Annotated in this window: 22 protein-coding genes, 1 riboswitch and 1 other annotated feature (1 of these 24 cut by a window edge); of the genes, 8 read left to right on the top strand and 14 right to left on the bottom strand. The window is 34.9% G+C overall.

Going from position 1 to position 26784, the window contains the following annotated elements; all coding sequences use genetic code 11:
• Positions 1-24 precede the first annotated feature (24 nt).
• On the bottom strand, positions 25-1068 hold the full coding sequence (locus ACMKPP_RS06035) for an AEC family transporter (RefSeq protein WP_412416503.1): 1044 nt from the start codon (positions 1066-1068) through the stop codon (positions 25-27).
• A gap of 221 nt (positions 1069-1289) precedes the next feature.
• On the opposite strand from ACMKPP_RS06035, the gene ACMKPP_RS06030 reads away from it, so the two are divergent.
• Positions 1290-2030 (top strand): gamma-glutamyl-gamma-aminobutyrate hydrolase family protein, encoded by a 741-nt coding sequence (locus tag ACMKPP_RS06030; protein WP_215675533.1) that lies wholly within the window; start codon positions 1290-1292, stop codon positions 2028-2030.
• A 15-nt stretch (positions 2031-2045) separates the two neighbouring features.
• Positions 2046-3353 carry an APC family permease gene (locus ACMKPP_RS06025; protein ID WP_215675531.1) on the top strand — a complete coding sequence of 436 codons (1308 nt, stop codon included), beginning with the start codon at positions 2046-2048 and terminating at the stop codon, positions 3351-3353.
• A 150-nt stretch (positions 3354-3503) separates the two neighbouring features.
• Here the strand turns inward: ACMKPP_RS06025 and ACMKPP_RS06020 are convergent, their stop codons facing one another.
• On the bottom strand, positions 3504-4343 hold the full coding sequence (locus ACMKPP_RS06020) for a hypothetical protein (RefSeq protein WP_215675529.1): 840 nt from the start codon (positions 4341-4343) through the stop codon (positions 3504-3506).
• A gap of 139 nt (positions 4344-4482) precedes the next feature.
• On the opposite strand from ACMKPP_RS06020, the gene ACMKPP_RS06015 reads away from it, so the two are divergent.
• The gene (locus tag ACMKPP_RS06015; RefSeq protein ID WP_413085288.1) at positions 4483-5142 is read left to right on the top strand and encodes an HAD family hydrolase; all 660 of its coding nucleotides are present in this window, start codon (positions 4483-4485) and stop codon (positions 5140-5142) included.
• 201 nt (positions 5143-5343) lie between these two features.
• Here ACMKPP_RS06015 and ACMKPP_RS06010 read toward each other — a convergent pair whose 3' ends face one another.
• Positions 5344-5940, bottom strand: a complete 597-nt coding sequence (locus ACMKPP_RS06010; protein WP_021148297.1) for a hypothetical protein — start codon at positions 5938-5940, stop codon at positions 5344-5346.
• Between the two features lie 176 nt (positions 5941-6116).
• Here ACMKPP_RS06010 and ACMKPP_RS09815 point away from each other — a divergent pair, with 176 nt between their 5' ends.
• Positions 6117-6251 (top strand): hypothetical protein, encoded by a 135-nt coding sequence (locus ACMKPP_RS09815; RefSeq protein WP_256195453.1) that lies wholly within the window; start codon positions 6117-6119, stop codon positions 6249-6251.
• Positions 6252-6510: 259 nt separating this feature from the next.
• Positions 6511-6598: riboswitch (ZMP/ZTP riboswitch) on the top strand.
• Between the two features lie 89 nt (positions 6599-6687).
• The gene (locus ACMKPP_RS06000; protein WP_413085287.1) at positions 6688-7899 is read left to right on the top strand and encodes an L-lactate MFS transporter; all 1212 of its coding nucleotides are present in this window, start codon (positions 6688-6690) and stop codon (positions 7897-7899) included.
• Positions 7900-8865: 966 nt separating this feature from the next.
• Here ACMKPP_RS06000 and ACMKPP_RS05995 read toward each other — a convergent pair.
• The 3 genes from ACMKPP_RS05995 to ACMKPP_RS05985 form a co-directional block, all read right to left on the bottom strand.
• Positions 8866-10914 (bottom strand): ATP-binding protein, encoded by a 2049-nt coding sequence (locus ACMKPP_RS05995; RefSeq protein ID WP_278606632.1) that lies wholly within the window; start codon positions 10912-10914, stop codon positions 8866-8868.
• Positions 10901-12076, bottom strand: coding sequence for a DNA cytosine methyltransferase (locus tag ACMKPP_RS05990; protein ID WP_278606633.1), 1176 nt, complete (start codon positions 12074-12076; stop codon positions 10901-10903). The genes ACMKPP_RS05995 and ACMKPP_RS05990 overlap by 14 nt, the downstream gene beginning before the upstream one ends.
• 1425 nt (positions 12077-13501) lie before the next feature.
• Positions 13502-14446 (bottom strand): DUF4268 domain-containing protein, encoded by a 945-nt coding sequence (locus ACMKPP_RS05985; protein ID WP_418369455.1) that lies wholly within the window; start codon positions 14444-14446, stop codon positions 13502-13504.
• A gap of 142 nt (positions 14447-14588) precedes the next feature.
• On the opposite strand from ACMKPP_RS05985, the gene ACMKPP_RS05980 reads away from it, so the two are divergent.
• Positions 14589-16547: a DUF2075 domain-containing protein gene (locus ACMKPP_RS05980; protein WP_278606707.1), complete on the top strand. Its 1959-nt coding sequence runs from the start codon at positions 14589-14591 to the stop codon at positions 16545-16547.
• 98 nt (positions 16548-16645) lie between these two features.
• On the opposite strand, the gene ACMKPP_RS05975 is transcribed toward ACMKPP_RS05980, so the two are convergent.
• Positions 16646-17977 carry a hypothetical protein gene (locus ACMKPP_RS05975; protein WP_278606706.1) on the bottom strand — a complete coding sequence of 444 codons (1332 nt, stop codon included), beginning with the start codon at positions 17975-17977 and terminating at the stop codon, positions 16646-16648.
• Positions 17978-18093: 116 nt separating this feature from the next.
• Between ACMKPP_RS05975 and ACMKPP_RS05970 the strand changes: the two genes are divergently transcribed.
• Entirely contained in the window at positions 18094-18363 is a 270-nt protein-coding gene (locus tag ACMKPP_RS05970; protein WP_024061940.1) for a hypothetical protein, read from the top strand.
• A 125-nt stretch (positions 18364-18488) separates the two neighbouring features.
• On the opposite strand, the gene ACMKPP_RS05965 is transcribed toward ACMKPP_RS05970, so the two are convergent.
• From ACMKPP_RS05965 to infC, 5 genes are all read right to left on the bottom strand, one after another.
• Positions 18489-19130 (bottom strand): PdaC/SigV domain-containing protein, encoded by a 642-nt coding sequence (locus tag ACMKPP_RS05965; RefSeq protein ID WP_227037082.1) that lies wholly within the window; start codon positions 19128-19130, stop codon positions 18489-18491.
• A gap of 267 nt (positions 19131-19397) precedes the next feature.
• Positions 19398-19952 (bottom strand): hypothetical protein, encoded by a 555-nt coding sequence (locus ACMKPP_RS05960; protein WP_413085283.1) that lies wholly within the window; start codon positions 19950-19952, stop codon positions 19398-19400.
• A 141-nt stretch (positions 19953-20093) separates the two neighbouring features.
• Positions 20094-20444 carry a 50S ribosomal protein L20 gene (rplT, locus tag ACMKPP_RS05955; protein WP_004696335.1) on the bottom strand — a complete coding sequence of 117 codons (351 nt, stop codon included), beginning with the start codon at positions 20442-20444 and terminating at the stop codon, positions 20094-20096.
• A 46-nt stretch (positions 20445-20490) separates the two neighbouring features.
• On the bottom strand, positions 20491-20688 hold the full coding sequence (rpmI, locus tag ACMKPP_RS05950; RefSeq protein ID WP_004696338.1) for a 50S ribosomal protein L35: 198 nt from the start codon (positions 20686-20688) through the stop codon (positions 20491-20493).
• A 20-nt stretch (positions 20689-20708) separates the two neighbouring features.
• A complete protein-coding gene (infC, locus tag ACMKPP_RS05945) occupies positions 20709-21227 on the bottom strand; it encodes a translation initiation factor IF-3 (RefSeq protein ID WP_038150063.1) in 519 nt (172 codons plus the stop codon).
• Positions 21228-21660: 433 nt separating this feature from the next.
• On the opposite strand from infC, the gene ACMKPP_RS05940 reads away from it, so the two are divergent.
• Positions 21661-23154, top strand: coding sequence for a DASS family sodium-coupled anion symporter (locus tag ACMKPP_RS05940; RefSeq protein ID WP_413085282.1), 1494 nt, complete (start codon positions 21661-21663; stop codon positions 23152-23154).
• A gap of 164 nt (positions 23155-23318) precedes the next feature.
• Here ACMKPP_RS05940 and ACMKPP_RS05935 read toward each other — a convergent pair whose 3' ends face one another.
• Positions 23319-24524, bottom strand: a complete 1206-nt coding sequence (locus tag ACMKPP_RS05935; protein ID WP_418369454.1) for an MFS transporter — start codon at positions 24522-24524, stop codon at positions 23319-23321.
• A gap of 158 nt (positions 24525-24682) precedes the next feature.
• The gene (gene thrS, locus ACMKPP_RS05930) at positions 24683-26593 is read right to left on the bottom strand and encodes a threonine--tRNA ligase (RefSeq protein WP_012864554.1); all 1911 of its coding nucleotides are present in this window, start codon (positions 26591-26593) and stop codon (positions 24683-24685) included.
• A 142-nt stretch (positions 26594-26735) separates the two neighbouring features.
• Positions 26736-26784 (bottom strand) — a binding site (T-box leader); it runs 184 nt beyond the window's last position.

The following is a 26784-nucleotide window of genomic DNA, read 5'->3' as shown; positions in this document are numbered from 1 at the left end:
ACTTATTTTAATCTTCTTCTTACTTTAAGCCTGTATACCTATCATTGTTAAAATTTCCATTATGATTGGAATTACTACAACAAATAGTATGGTACTAATCATGACTAGACCTGTAGCAAATGGCAAATCAGCTTTTGATTCATTCGCTACAATTGGCAATACAGCAATAACAGGTCCTGCTGATTGTACAACAAAGGTAATGATTGCAATTGGCTCTAGAACTATACCTACTCCATATTGTAAAACCATAATCAAACAGAACATGATAATCGGGGAAATAACAAATCGTCCTACAATCCCACCGATGGAGTCTTTATTTAAACGCATGCTTTTTAAGCCCGCATCATGAAGCACAATACCAATATAGATTAACGACAATGGGGTTACCATATCGCCCAAGTAATTCAAGGTAGTATGCAAAATTGGAAGTAAAGGAATTTCAAAGAACAAGAAGATTAATGCCACAAAAAAACCTAATAATGGTGGTGGTAATAACTTCTTCCAATCAAATTTAGGCTTCTTGCTTTTACCTTCAGTAGATACTGAACTATTATTTATATTATCAATCTTATGGCAGCCATTATTAAAATCTGCTTCAGAATTTGGCAGTGGATCTAGTTCTATAAGGAATACCCCTACCATCCATACGGAAATAGTGTTACCGATGTAATATAACAGGAAATACGGCAGCGCATCTTGCCCAAAGAGTGCGATTTGCACTGGTAACCCAATAAACAAGCAGTTATCATTTACTACCATATTGATAAAAATACCACGTCGTCCTCTAGGAACTTTCAGCATTTTCATCATAATGAACGCTACGATATATGCAATAACATATGTTAGGACAACCACTAACATGCCATATCGTAAATTCCATATATCTGAAGTATGTAGGTGATGTAATACAGATACAAATACTCCCGCTGGTAATGCAACCGACATGATAAATCGCGATAAATTACCACTAAAGGTAGGGTTAAACATGCCCCGCCCTTTTAATATATATCCTAACAAAATAAGCAGTACAATAGGTATGATACTTTGTAAGGATGTTAGAAAAACCATAGTAAACCTCCCGCACAGTTCATTCGTAGTTTATCATACCATGTTTCGCAATAAACAGATACAACTATATCTTAAAATAAAATATAGTAAAATGTATCAACTTTAACATATTTTCTCTATTATAAGGCTTATAATTATATCTATTAGTAATGTTTTTATCCCTGAAAATCTGATACACTAACATAAGATTATACAGATTTTTACACATATGAGGTGATATTATGACGAAACCATTTATTGGCATATCCGGCAATATCTTACGAGATAATGGTGGTCCTTACGTAGATTTGTTACGTTCTTACGTAAACCAAGATTATCCTCGTTCTATTGAGGAAACTGGTGGCATCCCTGTTATAATTCCGTTTACCAAAAATCTTGATGTAGCTCGTGAAACGGTAGCAAAGCTTGATGGCTTACTATTATCCGGCGGCCATGATGTATACCCTCTCCACTATGGAGAAGAACCTTTACAAGGTCTTGGCGATGTATTTCCAGAGCGCGATCAATTCGACTTTGCTTTAATCAAAGCAGCAGAAGAAAAACAAATTCCTATCTTTTGTATCTGTCGTGGCTTACAAATCTTAAACGTATATCGTGGAGGCTCTTTATTCCAAGATTTAAAATATGATCAAAACTGTACAATAAAACACTCTCAGAATCAAACGCCTTCTCTTGGTACCCATACGGTAGATATTGAGTCCAAATCAAAACTGGCTGGTGCTATAGGTTGTAACACTTGGATTACGAACTCCCATCATCACCAAACAGTTAAAAATGTCGGTAAAGGATTACAAGTTGTAGCAAGAGCTAAGGATGGTACCGTAGAAGGTTTAGAGGATCCATCCTATCCTTGGTTAGTCGCCTGTCAATTCCACCCGGAAATGATGTCTACAAATGACGAAAATGCAAAGCGTTTATTTACTGCATTCGTAAAAGCAACTCAAGAAAATATAACTAAATAGTAGGAAGATTGTATCATGAAAGAAACAGGAAAATTTGGCTTTTGGAGTATTGTACTCCTAGGAATAAATGGTATTGTAGGAACAGGTATCTTCCTACTACCAAACAAAGCATATTCTATAATTGGTTCCGCTAGTTTAGGCGTCCTCTTATTTGACGCCGTTATTGCAGGTTGTATCGCCCTTTGCTTTGCAGAGGCAGCTAGCCTATTCACACGTAATGGAGGCCCTTATCTATATGCAAAACATGCTTTAGGTGATTTCTGGGCCTTTGAAGTGGGCGTTCTAAAATGGATCGTAACCGTTATTGCATGGGCGGCTATGGCCGTTGGCTTTGCTACAGCATTAGGTGCTGCAGTACCAGCTTTAAGTGGTGATTTTGCAAAGGATGTCATTTCATTTATCTTAATTGTAGGTCTTACCATTGTAAATATATTTGGTGTTAATGTATCCAAATTCGTTAACAACTTAATCACTATATCTAAGCTAGTCCCTCTTGCCCTATTTATTGCAATTGGTATTTTCTTTATAAATGGAGCTAACTTTACACCAGTCTTCCCTCAAGACATCTATGTAGATGGATCATTTGCCCAAGCTGCAGTTCTTCTATTCTTTGCCTATACAGGGTTTGAAGTTATTGCCATTGCTGCAGAGGATATGAAAAATCCTAAAAAGAATTTACCACGTGCGATTATCATGTGTATGCTTCTCGTATCGGTTCTATATATGGCAATCCTTGCCGTATCCATTGGTGTACTTGGTACAGATTTAGCAAATACTAAAGCTCCAGTACAAGATGCATTCAATGTGATCGTTGGTCCTATTGGCATGTATATCGTATTAGTAGGTACCTTAATCTCTATGGGCGGTATCAACTTTGCTGAAGCTTACTATGCGCCTCGTGTGGCAACATCTATGGCGGAAGATGGTATGCTACCAAGTGCTTTGGCAAAACGTAATCGTTATAATGCACCATATATAGCAGCTATCGTTACTGCCATTGCCAGTGTATTACTTGCATGGTCCGGTTCCTTTACAACACTAGCAGCTATTAGTGCGGTATCTCGTTTTACACAATATCTACCAACGTGTTTGGCTGTTATTATCTTCCGTCGTAAATGGGCAGACAAAGCTCGTTCCTACACAATCCCTGGTGGCTACTTAATCCCAGTCATCGCCATTGGCACATCCCTCTGGATGCTTGCACAAGCACAAACCAACCAATTACTATGGGGTCTAGGCGGCTGTATCGTAATCTTGCCGTTCTACTATTCCTATTGGAAAAAGAAAAAAGCTGGGCTTATTAAAGACCATGACGAAATGTAAATAATACAAAAAACTACCAGTTATTCATAATATCTAGTAGCTTCTCCTTCCATAGTAGAAGATCTGTTTAAAAGATATATGTTTAACTGGTAGTTTTTATTTTATCTATTAATTCTAATTAGATTAAATATATCAAATGAGTAGTATCGACTAATATAGATCCTCTTCAATTATAGTTTCCTTCGTTAAGTCCTCTTCGATATAGCCAATCTCATCCGTTGCTTCGTCTTCATCACGGGTGTCGATATAGATACTGATAAGAGCTAATGCTCCCTCTTCATTGAGGGTTGCAATGGCACTCATAGGGCCGTAGGTTAAAATTAATCCATCTTCTTCATCTCGAATGATATGAGGCACCGCATCAAAGTGTTGGTTCATTAATTGATCAAAATAATCCTCTACATCAAGACCGCTTTCAAGGGTAATAGATTCAGCATCACCCTTTTGGAACACAACACGTGTGTCTTCATCTATATATTGATAGAAATCATCAACATCAACATTGGCTGTTTCTAACCATATGCTGAGGGCTGTAATCCAGTCTTTCACAGTTGTTAGCGGCGTTATAAAAGAATACTCACTTTCATCATCACCAAAGCGAAGATCGTCATACTCAATACTGTAGTTCTCCTGACTAGAAACGATACGGTCTACAAGGCCCTCATCATTTACATCTACAAAAATCATGTACACGTAATTATCGTCGCTTTCATAAGAAACAGTTAAACCATGACGCCCCTCGTGGAACAGCGCATCCTCCTCGTACACATCAGTAATATGCATGACCCTACAGGTAACAGGAACATTATCAGCCTTGATGGACTCAGTCATAGAAGACAAAAACTCAACCGTTTCATTACGATTTCGCCCAATGATGCCACGGCCTGTAGACATGTACTCACAATCTTCACTCAAAATATGTTCAATACCGTGAATATCTGCGGATTCAAGGATGGATTTTATCAATAAAAGAGCTTGTATTTCAGTCATACTACGCCTCCTATACACTGTACTTATTACTTCTATTATTGTAACACAATTATAATAACTAATAGGTCTATTCTCTTGATTTTCTACATATTTATCATATACTTAAAAAGTACATATTGATTTAATATCGGAGGCCCCTATGAAATATACTACCATCATTTTTGATTGCGACGGCACATTGCTCAATACAGCTACAGATTTAGCCAATGCTGTAAATCATGTACTACGTACACATAACTTCCCTGAAAAATCGCTAGCAGAGGTAAAAGCAGCTCTGGGTAATGCAGTAACCTATTTAATGCGTCAGTGTCTCCCAAGTACAGTAGCTGATCATGAATTAGAGCCATATATCAATGAGTTCAAAGCTTACTATAGTGAGCATTTAAAAGACACAACAGCGCCTTACCCAGGCATCCTAGATATGCTTGATGTATTGCGTGAACAAGGTTATAAATTAGCCATCGTATCCAACAAAATCCAAGAAGGTGTAACACCGCTCAATAAAGAGTACTTTGGCGATCGTTTACCTGTTGCCATTGGTGAAAGACCAGGATTACAACGTAAACCAGCACCAGATATGGTACTACAAGCCTTAAAAGAACTAAACTCTACACCGAATGAATCTATTTATGTAGGTGACTCTGAAGTTGACGTAGCTACTGCAGAAAACTCCGTCCTACTTTGCATCGGTGTTACATGGGGCTTTAGAGAGGAATCTCTCCATCAAGAACTAGGCGTCACACATATTGCCCGAAAAGCAGCCGATATTGTAAGCATTGTTGAAAGCTTAAATAAATAATAATTTCCTTTAGGTAAAAGCATATTATAATAGTTTGAAAACTATATAAACTCTTGCGCAACAAAAGAGGTTCCTGATGGTCACAAGTTGACTCATAAGAACCTCTTTTTAATTTACTTTTACTATACCCGTTCAGCTAAATATTACAGACTGACTAAATACATTAGGATACACAAATATGGAAGTCTGATCAAAAACACCTTATTTATAACTAAACTGCGCATCCATAATCATCTGGCGCAACTGCTCAATGCGAACACCATTTGGTAACTTGTCTCTATAAAACTGCAACTTATAATAGTAACGAGTGTCTTCATAATCAGTAACTAATACCATATCCGTCCTATTATGTAATGGCCAGCCATACATAAATTCGGCTAGTAAACTACGCACACCATCATTATCGACCTCTGTTACATCATACTTAATAGGCAATACCATCTTTGCAGTAGGTTCAGGAACCGTTCTATCTTTAACAATTTTTTCAATCTCTTTATCTAAAGAAATACTTGTATTATCGATAGATCTAGCCTTCACATGCATGAAGACACCATCAGAGGTTCTAAAGGCTCTGCCATCTATATCTTTAGTTTCCCCTTTAGTCTCCACAGAGCCCTTCAATACACGGAACTGATACGGACCAAAAAACTTGGTTTCTGTAATAGCATCTAAACCCTCATCATATTGACCATTATGTATATTCGTAACATGTATTAGAGGTCTAATATCGTTAGCGTTTGAAAGCATTGGTGCCGCTAAACACAAACCTAAACTTAGTAATGTAATACAACGTTTCATAAATATCTCCCCCACTAAACACTAATATTAATTGTATTGTAACATAGTTAATTCGTTTTTATGATAGTAATTACAAAACGAAAGAGGTTCCTATTGGTCACCTAGGTGACTATTAGGAACCTCTAATCTATTTACTTTTATTATTCACAACACTATATTGAACTTGAGGCCTCTAAATGGGTCCAGCCTTTGCTAATCTTCTAGAGATTGGCGGTGATCAATATGAGTACATTCAAAGTGTTATCACTCATGATTTCCTTTGGCATACTTGTAGCGACCATTATCATGGCAGCAAAGTGATTGACCTCTAGCTGAAAGCTAGCTTTCTAATCGTGGTATGAAAAAAGGCCCGACATAGAAGTCAGACCGTTTCTTCAATTCAATAAATCTAGAAGCGAAGTCTGGCGTCGAAACCATTTATGCCTCACTTTGATATAAATTATATCATATTTAAATAAGGAAAGGAATCTAAGGATTTCTTTCCTTGTTTTCTTTTATAAATCCTCATAGTGCATACGATAGTGACTTATATCACCGACAAGATGTCCTTTCAATTGCTATATTTGTAATATATTCCTACTGGGCTGACGGATACGTAGAATTAACTACATGCACAGTAGCACACATCGTGTGATAGCCGACCGTCTGGGCAAGCTTTTGTTCAGATGGTCTTTTTTATTGCCTTCTCGTAACAAATGCTTCTTTATCTATATCTGAATATCTCACCTATATGAAAGGAGTTTTCTTATGAGAAATCGTTGGTTTATTGCATTGGCAGCCATTGGTTTGCACATATCCATTGGTAGTGTATATGCGTGGAGTGTACTCACACGTCCTATTATGGCAGATATGGGTTTTACTTTATCGCAAACAACATGGACATTCTCATTAGCCATTTTAATGCTCGGACTATCTGCGGGCTTTCTTGGATCCTTTGCAGAAAAAATTGGTCCTAAGAAAAGTGGACTTCTCGCTATGTTATTCTGGGTAACCGGATTATTGGGTACGGCCTATGCACTTAGCATACACAATCTTACCTTACTCTATCTCTTCTACGGCATCATCGGTGGCATTGGACTAGGCATTGGTTATATAACACCAGTTTCTACACTCGTGAAATACTTTCCAAATCGCCCAGAATTTGCTACTGGTTTAGCTATTATGGGTTTTGGGTTTGCTTCTCTCATTGCAGGGCCTCTTATGCAATACTTCGTAGCTCAGGTTGGATTGGTGGATACTTTCATTATCCTCGGTGTAATCTATCTCGTAATTATGGGCGCCTCTTCGCTCTATTTAAAAGCACCTCAACCAAAACATCCAACTCGACCTACGAAAGATAAATCCACCATGTACGTTCATAACCATGGCATGCTAGCCAATGATGCCATGAAAACTTGGCAATTCAGTGCCCTTTGGTGGGTATTCTTTATTAATATTACCTGTGGTATAGGCCTCCTATCCTTAGCGTCCCCTATGGCACAAGAAACCATTGGTATGACACCTACAGCAGCTGCATCGTTAGTTGGTATCATCGGTATCTTCAATGGCGGGGGGCGTATTGCATGGTCTACTATTTCCGATTACCTTGGACGAGCACAAACTTACATACTATTCTTTATTATAGAAATCGTCGCATTCTATTTACTTGCCCAAACCAATAGCGCGCTAACATTTCAAATTTTAATCCTTCTCATTATCACTTGCTATGGCGGCGGTTTCTCCTGTATGCCAGCATATCTTGCGGATCTCTACGGTATACGCCAGCTCTCCACTATTCACGGCCGTATTCTAACTGCTTGGGGATTAGCAGGCATCGCTGGGCCTATGCTCGTGTCATACTTTCACGAAACAGGATATGGCTATACTACTGCTTTAAAATGCTTTGCCGTTCTGTTTGTAATAAATACAATTATTGCTACAGTCCTAAAATTATACGGCAAACGAGAGTTACACAACTAATAACTCCATTTAAACATGAAGAAACGGCCTGACATGATATCAGACCGTTTCTTCAACATTAAATTCTAGAAGCGAAGCCTGGCGACCAAACCATTTATGCCTCACTTTGATATAAAGTATATCATATTAAAACAGGGAAAGAAATCTAGGTATTTCGTTCCTTATTTCATTTATAAATAGATTTAACTAGATAAACCCAACATCGCCTTCATACAGGTTACCAGTAGATGATAATTTTACATCAGTAATTAATTTACGTAACTGAGTTTTACTATATGAACCATTGTCTAATGGGTATTGAATTGTGTTTACATACTTATGGTTTTCATCATAAGTAATAAACATCAATATACCTTGTTGATTTATATCTTTATCAATTGTAAAAGTTACACCATCTAGTTTTTCATTTAACCTCGTAGCTTTTACAGCTGTTTTAGGCACCCTAAAGGAATATGCTTTATATGTCTCTCAACCTTGCTATAATCATCTAAATTTTGAAGTGAATAAATTGATGGTAATACATAATTAGCAATAATTGAAGATTCAACAAAATAATAAACTTTTGAATTAAACATATTATCTAGTGCTTCTTTTATCAGTACAGCAAATAGTAGTGTTAAGAATATACCTCCAACAATATTATGTAAATTAACGACAGTATCCCTCTTTAATTGACGTTGTTTAGCAACATATATGTCCTATCTAAATATGTAATATCGTCATCACTTATACTATTTGAACGAATTTGTTTATATATGTTCTTTAGTCGTAAGCGACGCTATCTCAATTACGCTGGTCTACATCATATATATTCTTTATTGAATTAGTCGTATAAAGCACTTGCTAATACGCATTATCAGGAGTTGAAGAATCAATACCTAAAAGATTAATATCGATTATATGACTAATCATACTAAAAAAATAATACAACGCTTATAAAAAGATTATGATTCTCACACTAAAAATTTATTCAGCATTATTTAAATATTTATTCTTTAAATACTCTTCTATTTTATCACCAATATAAAAATTCCAATGCTTTATTATTTCGGAATCCATATATTCTTCAATCTTTTTTTCAGATTCAGCAAGTTCTATATCAGAAGGTATTTCTGCTTTAGGAAATAAATCAATCAAATCTTCACTCCTCCTACCAGAATTTAAATGCTGTATAATTTTATTTAATATATCCACAATATTTGTATAATTTTTCCTATTAAGTGAAACGGACTTATTTTCTTCAAGTAAATATTCTAACTTCCCATTTGTTAAAAACTTAGGAATCTCATTATACGTTAATGATAATAAAATATAGTCTCCAACACTTCTAGTTGCCCAACCTGCGCCGCCTTCAAACAAACAATATTCACTCTTTTTATAATTGGAACTCGTCAAATATAATAATAATACATTTTTATTAATAATATTGTCTTTAATCTGTTTTGCTAAAGGATCTATATTATTATAGCTACTAGAATCTTCATCCTTTGATGTATAAAATATCTCATTATCATTTACACCTTGTTTCAACAATAAATTATATATAAAATCTGTAAATATTTTATCTTTTCTTGCATGAGATATAAATACCATATAGTTATCTTTTACTGATATATCACCTTTAATTTTATTACTCACTACCAAAGATAATTCATCTTTAACTTTAGCATCTAAATAAGTATACTTTTCTAATTCTTCTTTAAACTCCTTTGTAAATCGTTCTTTACCTTTTTTTGCAATTGATGTTTCTTCATTTTTTATTAAATTATTCAGCTTTATTCTTTTTTTTATTAAATAATCAATATACTTATTAACTATATCAGCTAGAATTTTTACACGCTCATCATGTTCATCTACATTTTGTCTATTTGACGTTGTAATATCTGGCAAATCATCATCATCTAATATATCAAAATGGATTTCACCCTCAATATAATTAATAAAAGCCTGAGTATTATTTAAGTATGATAAAAAATTATCCGTTGCCAATTTATTTCTAATATATAACCTCAATTGAATAGGGTTATAGTACTTATTACGTGAAAATACATCATCATTTTTTTTAGCTTGTTTTAAATCTATAGTACTGTGTAAACCTATCCAGCCACGCAACTCATACTTTTTGCTTATATACTCACCACTAGAGGTCTTATATTCTATAGTTCCTTTATAGTTTATACTCTCAAGATCCTCAAACTTTTGAATTTCAATATCATGTTTATATTCTCTTTCTTGATTCATGGGAAATAAAACCTTATGTCCAGCTAATTGGTCAGCAATCTTTTTGAATTTATTATGATTATATAGTAAAAATGCCATATTCTTAAAAGCTATAGATTTTTTAATTTCCTTAAATACTATTTTATCACTTTGTTTTTCTCTTACACATAGATTTATTTTTCTATCTGCCATAGAGTCTAATGCAAAAAAGTTAGATAATTTCTTTGCTAATGATTCAAACGCAATTTCTCCCAAACCAGTTAAATCAACATTATTCATTTGTAAATAAGTTCCTGATTTAAATGTTGACCATTTATCATAACATGACAAGTTTATTTTATCCTTACAAATGGATAAATAAGGTGGTTCATTTTCATTTTTTTTATTCTCATTGTATACCATTTGTAGCTGAATATTTTTACCATTTGTAGTTTTTGTAATTAGATAATAATTTTCTGATAAATATAAAGCAGCTAATTTACCAATACCCTTACGCCCCATTACTAAATAGCTATCTTCTATTCCCTTATTGTTTTTTAATCGTTTATTATATCCAACTTTTACATAAGAGGAAGATAAATCTTCTCTCCCCATTCCACTTCCATCATCAAAAATTTCAATAACTGCATTCTTCTTATCACAAATATCAAAAAAAATATAAATATTTCTTGCTCCGGCATCAAATCCATTTGCTACTAGTTCAGATATTGCACTCCATGCATTTGAATATAAACTCTTTCCCAAAAGTTTTAATGCCAACCAACCAAAAGAAAATGTAAACTTATCCCTGTTCATTATTCTGCTCCCATTTTTTAAAACATTCATCCACAGACTTAGATAATGCTAATGCTAATAATGGTGGAACAGCATTACCAATCTGAGAATTACGCTCATACTTATTCCCCAAAAAAACAAACCAATCTGGAAAGGACTGAATTCTTGCGCCTTCACGTGTTGATAGAGCTCTATCTTCCTGTGGATGTATACATCTCAATGAAGACGGTGTTCCAAAGCTATTAGTTAAAGTTGTTGCTGGTCTATCCCACCATAACCTTGCATAAGTATTCTTATATCCTGATGTTAAATAGTATTTTTCATCAAGAATACCTGTTTCAACTAATTTATTAAAATCCTCTTTACCTTGTCCTTGTTCAATATTTTTAATTACCGTGTTAATTTTTTCACCATTAATTCCAGCACAATGATCCATTAAACATATATTATTTCCTCGCATTAAAATCTGATAATTTGATTGTGCTGGTATAGAATATTCAGTACAACTTTCACCAGCTTCTAAATGAGGTAAATCCGATATAGCGTCTTTAACAGTCAAATAATGTTTTCCATTATTCCCATGAGTTTCTACTGGAAAACGCCAATAACGATTATCTAAATCGTTTCTAATACCAATAAGAAAAACCCTCTCTCTACTTTGAGGAACCCCATAATTTTGAGAATTCAAAGTTTTTTGTTCAATACGATAACCCAAATCCTTATTTTTAGGAATATTTTGAAACATCTTCATAATATCATTTATAACAGGATTTCCTCTATCATTTTTCATAGTTAATAGCCCTACAACATTTTCAAATATAAACATTTTAGGTTTTAAAATACTTAACAACCTTATATATTCTTTATACATTTTTGCACGTTTATCGTATTGACGTTTTCCAACCATACTAAAGGATTGACATGGAGGTCCTCCCAAAACTAAATCAATATCATCTATTAATCCATAAGTATCCAAATATTTTTTATCAATATTTGATATATCCTCATGTATCATCGGTATATCAGGAAAATTGCTTTTAAATGCACGAGCTGCACTATCAGAAAATTCATTAGCAAATATAAATTGATTTTTACGATTTCTAACAAATTGATTTCCTCTTTTCCGATAATAAAATCCAAAAGTTAACCCACCTACTCCAGAAAATAAATCAACAATTTTCATATATAGTCATCCTATTTTTATTAAAATATAATTAAAGTTATAACAAACTAAGAAATTTATCTCACATATTATAATTAAATAGACACCTAAAATATTAGGCATCTTTATTATAACTGCTTTCTATTTCATTATATATTCACACATATAAACTTACAATATTATTTTACTCGTTTAACTATTTAATGAATATTAATAGTACAAAAGATTTAATTTAGTAACATACGATTCTTTTTGAAAAGCTAATACTGTTATTATTAATATTAACAGATTTCGCTTAATTGTAGAATGAATTAAACAACTAAAAATCCATAGTGACCCTTGTGTATGATTTAAATAATTAAATATAATTTAACCGAGGTAATCAGTATGGGCTATATTAATCAAGAAACGACATTACGTACAAACGCTTAAACCTTAAAGAATAAATTTTATGTAAAAAATCCCCGCTGGTGATTCTGTTACAAATATTGTAATCATATTAAGTCGCTCTAGAACTACTATTTATACAGAGTTAAAATATGGATCTATTATTCAAATTCGACAAGGTAAAGCTCGCCTTGTATATTTAGCAAACTCCGAAAAATTAATATATGAACAACAAAGCCTTGGCTAATTTAATACTACAAAGTTAGGCTCCATAGAGACCTTCATACCTTAGGTTGAAGAGAAAGTATATAAAGAACATTGATCTTTTGATACTGCTGACGGATATACTAAACGTAAGTGTATATTTTCACATAATGAAATAGTTTATACTAAAACTTTATATAATTATCTTTATCTAGCTCTACTTGGGGTAAAAGCTATTGATCTACCTTTAGTAATAGTCGCTCAATAAAAAAGTCCGTTTTAAACAAGTATAAACATGAGCTAAGAAAATCAATAGAACTTAGTGATACTACGATTGAAATTCGAAAAAAGATTGTTCATTGGGAAATAGCCACTGTTCGTGGAGAAAAAAATAAAACAGACTATATATTGACTTCTTTAATAGAACGAACAAGCAGACTATATATAGTTTTACGCTGTGCTTCTTCATGTTCTAGTGATGTAAAGGAAATATGGTTAAGTACATTTAAGAAAATATGGAGCTAGAATTGTTAGATAAGACGATAACCGCTAATAATGGTTTAAAATTTGCAGATATATTTAATTATGAAGACGACATACTACTTATCTGTTTTGCAATGCCCTATTTAGCTTGGAAGCAAGACTCTAACGGAAAACATACGGTTTATGTTGACGCTTTATTCCAAAAGAGAAACAAATAGAAAGTGTCTCAGAACATACACTCCGACATTCCCTGCACTAATATAATAACTTGCCACATAAAATTTAACATTACAAAACACTACAAGAAGTATTTTTAGAAGAAATTAATAGTAGCTCTAAATAATTTTCAGTTTCATTTTACAATTAGGTAAATTACATAATCCCTGTTTTCTTTAAATATTTAATATAAATAGCCTTTAGTTGAACTATATTTTCCAATGTATCTCGCATTAAATCATTATAATTACTATCATCATCAAAATCTAAGCCAGGTATTTCATAAACAATTTCTGCTTTTTTAAAGCCATCAGAATTTCGCCAGTCTAAAGTATGTCCCACCTCATTTTCAATATCATTCTTAAAACTTTCAAGTAAACGATATAAATCTTTATTATCACGAATACATAAGACTATTCTAATACAATGATCTTTATCAGTAAGTTTAATCTCTATACGAATTTTGTTTGTACCAAGAGATATGAACATCTTATCCCTAGTACTTGCTTTTCTATTTTTAAGTATTGAAGATTGAATAGAACTATATTCAATAAAACGTGTCCAAAAATCATAACGTGCCGCTTGTGAACGATTTAGTGTTTTATCACTAGACTTTGTATTTGCATTCTTTACAAAATCATTAGGCATTTCTGCAATTTCAAATTTAGGGGCTGGTAAAGACTCACCAATACAATATGCCTTTAACTCAATTAAAAAAAAATTAATATCACTTATTGTGTTATTATTCAACCATTCTATAGCACTCTTATGTTCAGGACATGCATGTGTAACAATCCAAATAATAGTAGATGCATTTAAACCAGACGCATAAGTAATAATTTTTCCTAAATGGTCATGATCAGAACGTTCTAATTGATTTTCAATAATGACAATTTCATCTTTATTATTATCATCTTTAGCAACTATATCACATCGATAAGATCCAATAAACTGCTCTGTTTTAACATCAGTAAAAGATATACCTAACTCTTCCCCTAAAATTGATAAATTTTCTTCTTTTGCAAGCCATACTGAGAAATCATATTGTTCATGTGCCCATAATTTCCGTACATCAACAGATTCAAGTTTACCTATACACATCTTTCCTCCTAAAAATTAATACTAACATTTTAAAGTTATAATAAATAACTTTCTTTCCCTAAATTTTACTAACAAGAATGTTATAATAATATTATTCAATAAACTTCATGAAATTTCCTTCATTTTTAGTTAGGATAAATATATGATTATCTACTCTTCCACAAAACAAGCTTTCATCCAAGATTTCGAACAAGGTGTCTTGGTCAAAAAATTACATCAAACATTAACAGAAAAATATCGTCGTGTTGGCGAATCTGAAATTCATTCATGGCAGACTTCATTATCCTATATGGCTAATGTCATGCGTGATATAGCAATCCCGGACTTGGCCGGTGTTGCCATTGAATATATCGTTCCGAATACCCAAAAGCGTGTCGATTTTATTATTACCGGCCTTGATCAGAATAATAAAGAACACGTTATTATCGTTGAATTAAAACAATGGGGCGAAGCTTTCAAAGTAGAAGATAAGGATAATATTGTATCTACCTATCTTAGAGGCGGACTTCGTGAGGTCACACACCCATCCTACCAAGCCTGGTCCTACTGTAGCCTCATTGAAAACTTTAATGAAGATGTACAGACGAGACCTATTGAGTTACATCCATGTGCATTTTTACATAACTTTGATGAAAGTATCTCAACTGAATTACGAGATCCAATCTATAGTGCTATATTAGACATATCCCCTATGTTTACATTAGGTCAGATGAATAACTTACGTAACTTTATCAAGACCTATATCCCAAAACCTGACACAACAAATATCATGGAATCTATCGAGCATGGTAGGCTCAAACCATCTAAAGCTCTTCAGGATTCGATTCTAAGTATGTTGAAGGGCAATAAAGAATTTGTTCTTATTGATGACCAAAAGGTTGAGTTCGAACGAATAAAGAAAGCTGCCCTAGATGCTATTAAGAACAATCAAAAAACGGTATATATTGTTCGTGGCGGTCCCGGCACTGGTAAAAGTGTTGTAGCAATAAACTTATTAGCTGAATGTATCCATAATGGATATATGGCGCAGTATATTACATCTAATGCAGCACCACGAAATGTATATAGTACCATGTTACAAAAAGGATTTAAGAAAACAGAGATTAAAGCATTATTTCAAAGTAGTGGTACATTCCATACACGTTCTAAAAATGCACTTCAAATTGCAATTGTTGATGAAGCACATAGATTACGTGAAAAATCTGGAATGTACCAAAATGAAGGGGAAGACCAAATCAAAGAAATTATTAATGCCTCCCTCTTTAGTGTCTTCTTTATTGATCGGAATCAACGTGTTACTTTTAAAGATGCAGGTACCATCGATAAAATATTAAAGTTTAGTACTGAACAAAAAGCTCTTATTTATGAAGGCGCACTAGAATCTCAATTCCGTTGTAATGGTTCTGACGGCTATTTAGCTTGGTTAGACAACGTTCTTCAAATTGCTGAAACAGCAAACTATGATGGTTTTGAAGGTGATTATGACTTTAGGATTTTTGATGATCCTAATGCTATGTATGCTGCGATAAAAACAAAAAATAAGATAAACAATAAGTCTCGAGTCTTAGCAGGCTATTGTTGGGATTGGCCGAAGGAAGGTCGAACAGCTTCTCTTGTAAAAGATATCCAAATACCGGAACATAATTTTGGAATCAGCTGGAACTTGGAAAATTCTACTACATATGCAATAGATCCAGACTCTATTAATGAAGCCGGCTGTATTCATACCACTCAAGGCCTTGAGTTTGAGTATGTAGGTGTGATTATCGGTGATGATTTACGTTATGAAAATGGCAAACTCATCGTAGATATTAATAAACGTGCTAAAACAGATCAGTCTATCAAAGGTATCAAAAAACTTTTAAAAGAAAACCCTGAAGAAGGACATCGTATTGCAAATGAAATTGTAAAAAATACATACCGTACATTAATGACACGCGGCCAAAAAGGTTGCTACATCTACTGTACAAATAAAGGATTAGCCAATTATTTTAAATTAGCCTATAATCATCAATTAAGCTATACTTACGATGAACCTCAAGTTGTTCTAGCAGAACAACCACTAGCAGCCGATAAAACGAGTTCTAATACAACAAAATAGAGTCTTAAAGACTTGATATAGTAAAATGAGCCTGTAGCACTATAATAGTATAGTGCTACAGGCTCATTTTTAATTATTATTCAACCCATAAATAACGACTACTTAGTATTCTTAATATCATAAGTAACCATTTCTTTTGGCATCTTAGCCCCCAGTCCACTTTGAAATGTATTATAGTAGTCCTTATTGTTATTAGTATCCACATATTGCACAATATCACGATAGTCTTTTACCAATAGATTACTATTATTAGACATAATAAAGTGCGTATATACAAATTGTTTGTCATGAGATATTAACATATACAAAGTTGTTTTAGGGCGCTTAATTTGTAAGTATACAGATGGCATAGCATCATTCCATACAGTAGCAAATTGAATTGGTTGTCGCATCGAATATTTGTCAGACATAATGATACTTCGTACAACTTTTGGGAATATATTCTCTAGATGCTGCATATCAGTATCTGCTATTGGCATCACCATAATCCCCTCTTTATAATGATCGCTATCATGTATGTACATATACGAATCGCTTTTATCTACCCGTACCATTTTACTTGTTTTTAGTGTTAAAAATATAAAATCATTAATTTTTAATGTCTTACTTTTAGAAAGGATATCCTTAGCTGACTCAATAGATGGTAGAACATAGTTTACCAAAGGTGACATTATAATTTCTTTAGTCTTATCTACACCTTGTTTCTCCAATGAATTCAACTGTTTTTTAGGTGTCAAATTGTAACCGATATGATAGGAAATTGTAGGTGTATCCTTCATTGTAAAATTGATACTCCCTACCATCGGAGTCCCCTTAGCATATGTTACATCCCATGTGGCTTTTTCTATAGTAGGATACATAAATTTATCAGCATATAAAGAAGGATTAGGCGCTTTATACACTCCAGCTGTTTTCTCTGCAATAGCTTTCATATCATCAATAGTCAACTTGTTATATGGAATCTTACTATCTTCCCAATTATTTCCAGCTGGTTGATGTCGTAATTCATAGGCCATAATTCCATTAGGACTCATAATTATTGCCTGTTCGAAAGCAGAGGTGCCATCTGAAATTTTTTCAGTATTACCATACCTACTTGGATATGGCATAGTAAATTTTATATTTGCCCCATCCTCCTTTAAAATAAATACTGTTGAAGAAAAATTTAGTGAATGGTTTAACTCACGATTTGAATAAATTACCTTATCTAAATCTATATCACCATTACCTACCACTGCTTTGGGCATATAATCTTTTATCTCTGCTTCAACCTCACGTTCCATCTTGTGTACATCTAAATCAGTCTTGCGATAATTTTGATATGCATCCTTTGATATTGTAGGATCCGCACCTGGTATATTAATATCAATCGCATGACTTCCTAACGTAACACAGCTAAAACATAGTGTAGCCATCAATATACGTTTCATAATAGACTCTCATCCTTTCACATAATGCCTCTCAAATAGTATATATGTATAGAATATCATATTTTAGTTGACATTTAGTAGTACAATATAAGTATAGAAATGAGGAGGTGATACCTATGAAGTTTACAAAACGTATGATTGTCATGACGCTTTTAGCCGTGACAGCGGCTGTATCTACAGGATTTGCTTATGATTATGTATGCAATGGATCACAAGCAAATTGCAATACCAATGCTCAGTATAAATGTAATGCAGATACTCAATACAATTGTAATACAAACGCTCAATACAACTGTAATAATAACAATACAGTTTGTAACAATACTAGCCAAAGTTACTGTGGTCAAAACTCTAATACTAGAGGATGTGGCGGATATAGAAGATAATATGATAAGTACACTAAAAGCCTATAGTACTGTATATGTACTATAGGCTTTTATAGAGTTTATAACAAGAATACTATTTAATGCATCAATGTACTGATAAGACACAATTTAAAGCTACACTTGTATTAGGAGTTCATGCGGTTAAAGTATTCAATGGCTTTTGGTGTAAAACCAATATAAGTATTACCAGCTGCGTACGGTCCTAGTTCATATGGTTGGTAAACTAGATCAATGTTCCCCTTACCACGTAAGCAATAGTTATCGGTTACATATTTTACACTCCATCCACTTGGAATATAGCTCTTTGTATGATTACCTGTATAATAACTTAATACATGGGATCGTAAGCCGTTATCCAATTGTGCTGCATTCGCAATTTTTATATAGTTATATAATGGAATGCGTTGACCTGTTACTTTATTATATACAAGACCTCTTGTATTATACATACCATGAGCAGCTCCGGCGTAGTAATAATAGGTAGTTAGTAGGATTGAAACAACTTGACTATCCTCATAGGTAACCTTATAGTTTTGAGAAACTTGATAAATATGTTGGTTGTAATACATATCCTTTGCTTCGAGTACATAATTTGCAATATCTGTATTAATAACTCTTTGAGCATAAGCATGATCTGTATAAACTAAAGGATACTTTAAATCTAAATTTACATCTGATTGACTGCCTGTAACAACAGTTGCATACGTTGGTACAGTTAACATAACACCTAACATAGAGGTCATACATAGCTTTTTAAAGATTCCCATAATAATGTCTCCTTTTACAAGCACCTTAAATAGGTTTATTACTATGTTAGTTCTACAAGCTATAATAAAACTCCTCTTTTATATTTTACTTTTTTGATAGTTTATTTCACTTTATAAAACAGCTAAAACGATTTAGTATTTTACACTAAAATATAAATGTAGCTATATCATACTTTCACCATACAAAAAGGACCCTCCAAAGAGAGTCCTTAATCTGTATTATTATGCTATTAAGCGTTTTTAGCTACTTCCATAAACTCATTTATCTTATTTCTTATGAAGAGTCATATTTTCAAAAGTTGTACCATAAGCTTCTTTAAAGATATAGTTACCTACAACATATTTAGGATCATGCAAAGCTACATCAACGTATTGTTCTGGAATATTACCGAAATTCCCTAAAGCCACACCTTCATAATTAAAATCTTCCACACTATTTATTGTTAATTTCATACCAGAGCTAGCTTGTTTAGCATATATGAGAAGTGAATAGTCTTGTGCATACTGTGGAGTACGTAATACGCTGGCTACAGAATGGTTTATATCATATCGATAAGTAACTAAAACCTTGTGAATATATGAGTTAGTTCTACGACTATTATTATTTTCGACCTCATATACAACTGCCTGTGCTTTATAAATAAACTGGTTCTCTTCTATTCTTTTAATAGAACTCTTGTCTACAAAATACGTAATGGCATTTTTCCCTGTAAGAATAGGAATATTATTCTTATCATTTTTAATAGCTTCCATCGATATAGCTTGGATTTGTAATGGTATTACTATACATGCTAACAATAACATAGAAAATAACTTTTTCATTAATTTAAATCCTCTCTTTTAATATTATCACACACATTATATGTATAGGATATCATATTATAAAAGTATTGATAATCTATTACTTTCACCACATAAAAAAGGACCCTCCAAAGAGAGTCCTCAATGTATATTGTTATGTTATTAAGCGTTTTTAGCTACTTCAACAAGTTTAGCGAATGCTGCTGCATCGTTAACTGCCAAGTCAGCCAACATTTTACGGTTTACTTCAACGCCTGCTTTAGCTAAACCAGCGATGAAACGGCTGTAAGTTGTACCGTTGATGCGAGCCGCTGCGTTGATACGAGCGATCCACAATTGACGGAATTCGCGTTTTTTCGCACGACGGTCACGACGAGCGTAGTATAACGCTTTCATTACTGTTTCGTTAGCTTTTTTAAACAAACGGGAACGTGTACCACGGTAACCTTTAGCTAATTTTAAAATCTTTTTATGACGTGCATGAGCTGTAACGCCCTTTTTCACTCTTGCCATTGTATATTCCTCCTAAATTACGATGTATCGATCTAATAGTTAACGATTAAGCGTATGGTAAGCATTTAGCTACGCGTTTATGGTCAGCTTTTGCAACCAATGTAGCTTTACGTAAATTACGTTTACGAGCTGGAGATTTTTTCTCAAGAATGTGGCTTTTGAAAGCTTTCGCACGCTTGAATTCACCAGTACCAGTTACTGCAAAACGTTTAGCCGCTGCGCGACGAGTTTTAATTTTTGGCATAATATAATCCTCCCAATACCTTATTTACTTACTAAAATCATGGTCATGTTACGACCTTCTAATTTAGCTGCTTTTTCAATAGACGCCGTTTCTTTGAGTTCTTCAGCAAAACGTGTCAACACTGCCATGCCTAGTTCTGGATGTGAAAGTTCACGACCGCGGAACATGATGGTTACTTTTACTTTGTTACCTTCAGCCAAGAATTTGGATGCGTTTTTCATTTTTACGTAAAAGTCATGGTCTTCAATATGTGGACGTAATTTGACTTCTTTCAAAGTTACGATTTTTTGTTTCTTTTTCGCTTCTTTCTCGCGTTTTTGTTGTTCATAACGATATTTACCGTAGTTCATAATGCGAGCTACTGGTGGTTTAGCGTTAGGTGCAATTTCCACAAGATCAAGATGCTGTTCTTCAGCCAATGCCAAAGCCTCACGGCCAGACATAATACCGATTTGTTCGTTTTCAGGACCTACGACACGAAGTTCACGAGCACGAATTTCTTCATTAATGCGTGGTGTATCCTTGCTAATAGCGTTCACCTCCAAGAGAATAAAAAAAACGGACGGCAAACACCATCCGAATAGAATTCTCTATATTAACCTCATACTTCTTGGTATTAGGTGAGTGGCGGATGGCCTCTGCTTCATAAATTACTTAATTATAATAACAAATTAGATAGTGAAAGTCAACAACAATCTTAGGTTGCTCTCAGCAATTTATTATTACAACTCTTACAGTATAACAGAGATTATAAGTTCTGTATATAGGTATACTTACTGACACCTATCCCCCTTTATGTATACAATATTTCTATAATATAATTATTAATTCTATAGAAAAATACGATACAATAATATATATAACATATTCTACCTGACTAGGTATTATCTAACTGAGTATTATCTAACTGGGTATTGTCTAACTAGATATTATATAGTAATAGGTATTACACAAATTGAAAGGGGTTTTATTATGAGTGTAACAACTAGTTCGCCTCCTCAAAAGGCGCGTACAACAATTCAAAATATAGGTCTTATTCTTGCCTTTATTGTTCTCGGTGGCATTTTATTATTACCAACACCAGAAACATTATCTACAGGTGGTCATCGTATGATTGGTGTCCTCGCCTTTGCTATCATCTTATGGATGACATCGGCTGTATCCTATCCGGTAAGTGCGACCATGATTACGGCGCTCACAGCCTTGTTACTAGGTTTCTCTCCGAACCCAGAGGCGCCAGCGAAAGCTATGGGCACAGCTAATGCCTTAAAACTAATTATTTCAGGTTATTCTTCGCCAGCCATGATTCTCGTCGGTGCCGCTATGTTTATTTCCGTAGCCATGCGTAAAACGGGACTAGATCGTCGCATTGCCATGCTCGTATTATCTAGCGTAGGTACAAAGGTAAGCCGTATCTATTTAGGTGTTATTATTACAGGTCTTATTCTAGCCTTCTTTGTACCAAGTGCAACGGCTCGTATCGCTTGTCTTGCTCCAATTATTATCGGTATCGTTGAAAACTTAGGTATTGAACGTAAAAGCCGTGTAGCCGCGCTCCTTATGGTAGGCGCCGTACAGGTAGATACCTTTTGGAATATTATGATTCAAACAGCAGCCGCCCAAAACCTCGTAGCTGTTGGGTTTATGCAAACACAGATGAACACATCTGTAAGCTGGATTGATTGGCTCACAGCAGCTGCACCGTTCTCAATTATTATGGCTATCATTACCTACTTTGTAACTCAAGCTTTAATTAAACCTGAATTTAAAGAACTCGTTGGCGGTGATGTACAACTCGCTAAGATGCGTAAAGAAATCGGTCCAATGACATTCGATGAAAAGAAACTATTATGCATCTCTATTGGTTTATTAGCATTCTGGGCGACTGGAGGTAAATTACATACCATCGATACTACAACCTCAACAATCGTAGCCATCGCACTATTCTTCTTCCCTAATCTCGGTATTCTGGAATGGAAATTTGCCCAATCCAACATAGATTGGGGCTCCATTGTCATGTTTGGTGCTGGTATCGGTCTTGGTTCCGTATTACTTAAAACGAAAGCGGCCACCTGGCTCGCTCAAGTATTTGTAAATGCCTTTTCCCTTGAAACGGCAAGCGTATTCCTTTTGATTGCTATTATGGCTGCCTTCCTGATTTTAATCCACCTTGGATTTGCATCAGCTACAGCCCTTTCCTCTGCCATGATTCCTATCGTAATCTCTATCGTTATGGGACATTCCGCAGAAGGACTTAATCCACTTGGCGTAACAATGCTCATGCAATATGCAATCTGCTTCGGTTTAGTATTACCAGTAAACTCACCACAAGGCATGGTAGCTTACGGTACAGATACATTCGACGTAAAAACATTTATGACTACAGGTATTCCATTAACAATTATTGGATATGTAATGATGCTCGTATTTGCACTTACATACTGGCACTGGATCGGAATTGCTTAAGTCTAAATATTCTAAATAGACCAAATATTCTAGATAATTCTAATATTTTAAATTAAACATACTATAAAAGGCTCTGTCTTATGACAGAGCCTCTTGATTTTTATATGCGTTTCAATATAAAACGTCTATGTTCTTTTCAATGTAAAGCTTTCAAAATTATTTATTTATTCTAATTCCTTACCTTTTAGTTCAGGAATTAAGAATACTGTTGCTAAAATATCGATTACATAGATAATCGCGAGGAAAGCGATTGCCACTTGGTAGGAGTACAGTGAGATGATCATGCCTACTACCATTGGGCTAAAGCCACCTACGGCACGACCAATGTTAAATAATACGTTTTGAGCCGTTGCGCGAGCACTTGTTGGGTATGCTTCCGCCATCAAGGCACCGTAGCCACCCATCATACCATTTACGGAGGCCCCTAAAATAGCACCGGCAAATAGCATAGCTGTTGGATCAGATAGTTGAGAGTAAATCAAGATAGATGCCACAGCACATACTTGGAACAAAATAAATGTCGGTTTACGACCAATTTTATCAGCCAATCGTCCGAATAACCAAATGCCGACCATCATACCACATACGGTAACAGCAGTCCACAAACCAGATTTAGTAAGGGAAAAACCTAATTGCTTACTCAAGAAATTAGGCAACCAAATCATAATACCGTAGTAACCAAAGTTTTGAACGGATGTTAAAATAGCAACACCTATAGATGTCTTTGTAGTTCTTACATCTTTTACTAATAACTTGAATGAGTTCGTATGGGAGTATTCCTTAATTTCTTTACTTTGAACAAAGATTTCTGGTTCATGTAATTTCGCACGGAAGAACCAGGCTACAAAGGCAGGAATAATGCCAACCATGAACATACCACGCCAGCCAATATAAGGGAGCAATACGGGCGTTAACAGTGCTGCGGCCAATACGCCTAACTGCCAACCGATGGCAACATAGCTCGTCGCTTTTGCACGGTGTTGTGCAGGCCACGCTTCAGCTGCTAAGGCCATACCAATACCGAATTCACCGCCTAAGCCGATACCGGCAATTGTACGATATATGAGAAGATCCCAATAACCTTGTGCAAAAGCACATAGACCAGTGAATACAGCAAATAACACAATAGTCCATGTCAACACACGAACACGACCAAACTTATCTGACAAGGTACCAAAGATAAAACCACCAATAACAGCCCCTACCAAGGTCCACGTCACAAGGGAACCTGCTTGACCTGTGGTCAAACCTAAGTCCCCTGAAATTAAGGTCAGCATAAAGCCGAGAATCAAGAGATCAAACCCATCCATGGCATAGCCAATAGAGGAACCAATAACAGCTTTCCAACCGTATGAATTTACTTCTTTCATAGTCATTTCCTTTCGCTACTCACAGGTAACAATTAAAGAGAATATAATACAAAATCCCCCTCTTATAATTTCATCACTATTAAATTATACAGACTAATTTAAATTGTGCAAGATGTGAGGGGGATTTATAACATTATAATTACTAGGATGGTAAATAATTAGTTGCGTTCTTTAATTTCAGTTTTAATAGAATTGAAGAATTCTTCGAATGGTACGGAGCCCAATTCGTCACCACCGTGTTTACGAACGTTAACTGTGCCTTCTTCGACCTCTTTATCACCCACAACAAGCATGTATGGAACCTTTGCCATTTGTGCTTGGCGGATTTTATAACCGATTTTTTCGCTGCGATCGTCTACTTCCACGCGTACATAATCGCGATGCATTTGTTTTGCCAAGTCCTTAGCATATTCAACGTGTTTTTCAGAGATAGGCAAGATTTTAACTTGTACAGGAGCCATCCATGTTGGGAATGCACCTGCATAGTGTTCAGTTAAGATACCGATAAAACGTTCCATGGAGCCGAAGCATGCACGGTGAATCATAATAGGGCGATGTTTTTGACCATCTTCGCCAACATATTCAATTTGGAAACGTTCTGGCAAGTTCATATCCAATTGGATAGTACCACATTGCCATGTACGGCCTAAGGAGTCTTCAATATGGTAGTCAAGTTTAGGACCGTAGAATGCACCATCACCAGGGTTAATTACGTATGGAATACCTTTTGCTTCGATAGCATTACGCAATGCTTCTGTAGCGGCTTCCCAAATCGCATCATCCCCCATAGCATTGTCTGGTTTAGTGGATAATTCCACATGGTATTTCAAACCAAATTGGCTATAGATACGGTCAAATAATTCGATAACTTTCATCAACTCAGATTGCATTTGGGATGGCAACATAAATACGTGAGCATCGTCTTGTGTGAAAGCACGTACCCGGAACAAGCCGTGTAATGCACCAGATAATTCATGACGGTGAACTAGACCAAGTTCAGCGTAACGCAATGGGAAGTCACGGTAAGAATGCATTTCGTTTTGATAAACCAAGATACCGCCTGGACAGTTCATTGGTTTAATTGCATATTCTTCTTCGTCAATAATTGTAGTGTACATATTTTCGCGGTAATGGAACCAGTGACCAGATGTTTCCCACAATTGTTTGTTCAAGATGATTGGTGTACGAATTTCTTCGTATTCAAATTCATGGTGAACTTCGCGCCAGAAGTTTTCTAATTCGTTGCGAAGAGCCATGCCTTTTGGCAAGAAGAATGGGAAACCAGGACCTTCTTCTTTGATAACAAACAAGCCAAGTTCTTTACCAAGCTTACGGTGGTCTCGTTTAGCCGCTTCTTCAAGCATGTGAAGGTATGCATCCAGTTCTTCTTTTTTCTCGAATGCTGTACCGTAGATACGTTGCAACATTTTATTTTTTTCATCGCCGCGCCAGTATGCACCTGCAATGCTTTGTAATTTGAAAGCTTTCACCTTACCGGTAGATGCCACGTGAGGTCCTGCACAAAGATCGATGAAATCGCCTTGAGAGTAGCAAGAGATTACAGCATCTTCAGGAAGATCTTGAATCAATTCTACCTTGTAATCTTCATTTTTAGCTTTAAAGAATTCGATAGCTTCTTGACGAGGCATAACGGATTTAGTAATCGGTAAATTTTCTTTTACAATACGGCTCATTTCCTTTTCGATTTTACCCAAATCTTCAGGAGTCAAAATATGTTCCATATCGATATCATAGTAGAAACCCTTATCGATAGCAGGACCGATAGCCAATTTAGCTTCAGGCCATAAACGTTTAACAGCTTGTGCCAAGATATGAGAAGCTGTGTGACGCAAAGTATGTTTGCCCCCTTCATCTTCGAATGTTAAGAACGCAACTTCAGAGCCATCTACAAGTTCTTCGCGAAGGTCTGTTAATTCGCCATTTACGTTTGCAGCTAGTACTTTTTTAGCCAAGCTGTTAGATAGTTGTTTTACTGCTTCCCCAAGAGTAGTGCCAGCAGCGTATTCCTTTGCACTACCATCAGGTAAAATGATTTTTACATCTGCCATTTTTTCTTTCCTCCAATTTATAAACTAGGATAGCTTTGATTTTCTACTTTCACCAATATACCTACTTACCACACAATACATAAACATTGAGTAATTAGCTTGTAGAAATTGGGTAATAAAAAAAGACCTTCTATCCCTACCAACAAGGGACGAAGATCATTCGCGGTTCCACCCTAGTTAACTACCTATAC

It is taken from the genome of Veillonella parvula (assembly GCF_048309325.1).
Taxonomy (GTDB): domain Bacteria; phylum Bacillota; class Negativicutes; order Veillonellales; family Veillonellaceae; genus Veillonella; species Veillonella parvula_T.
The sequence above is the reverse complement of the archived record's forward strand: the minus strand, read 5'-3'. Positions and strand labels throughout refer to the sequence as shown.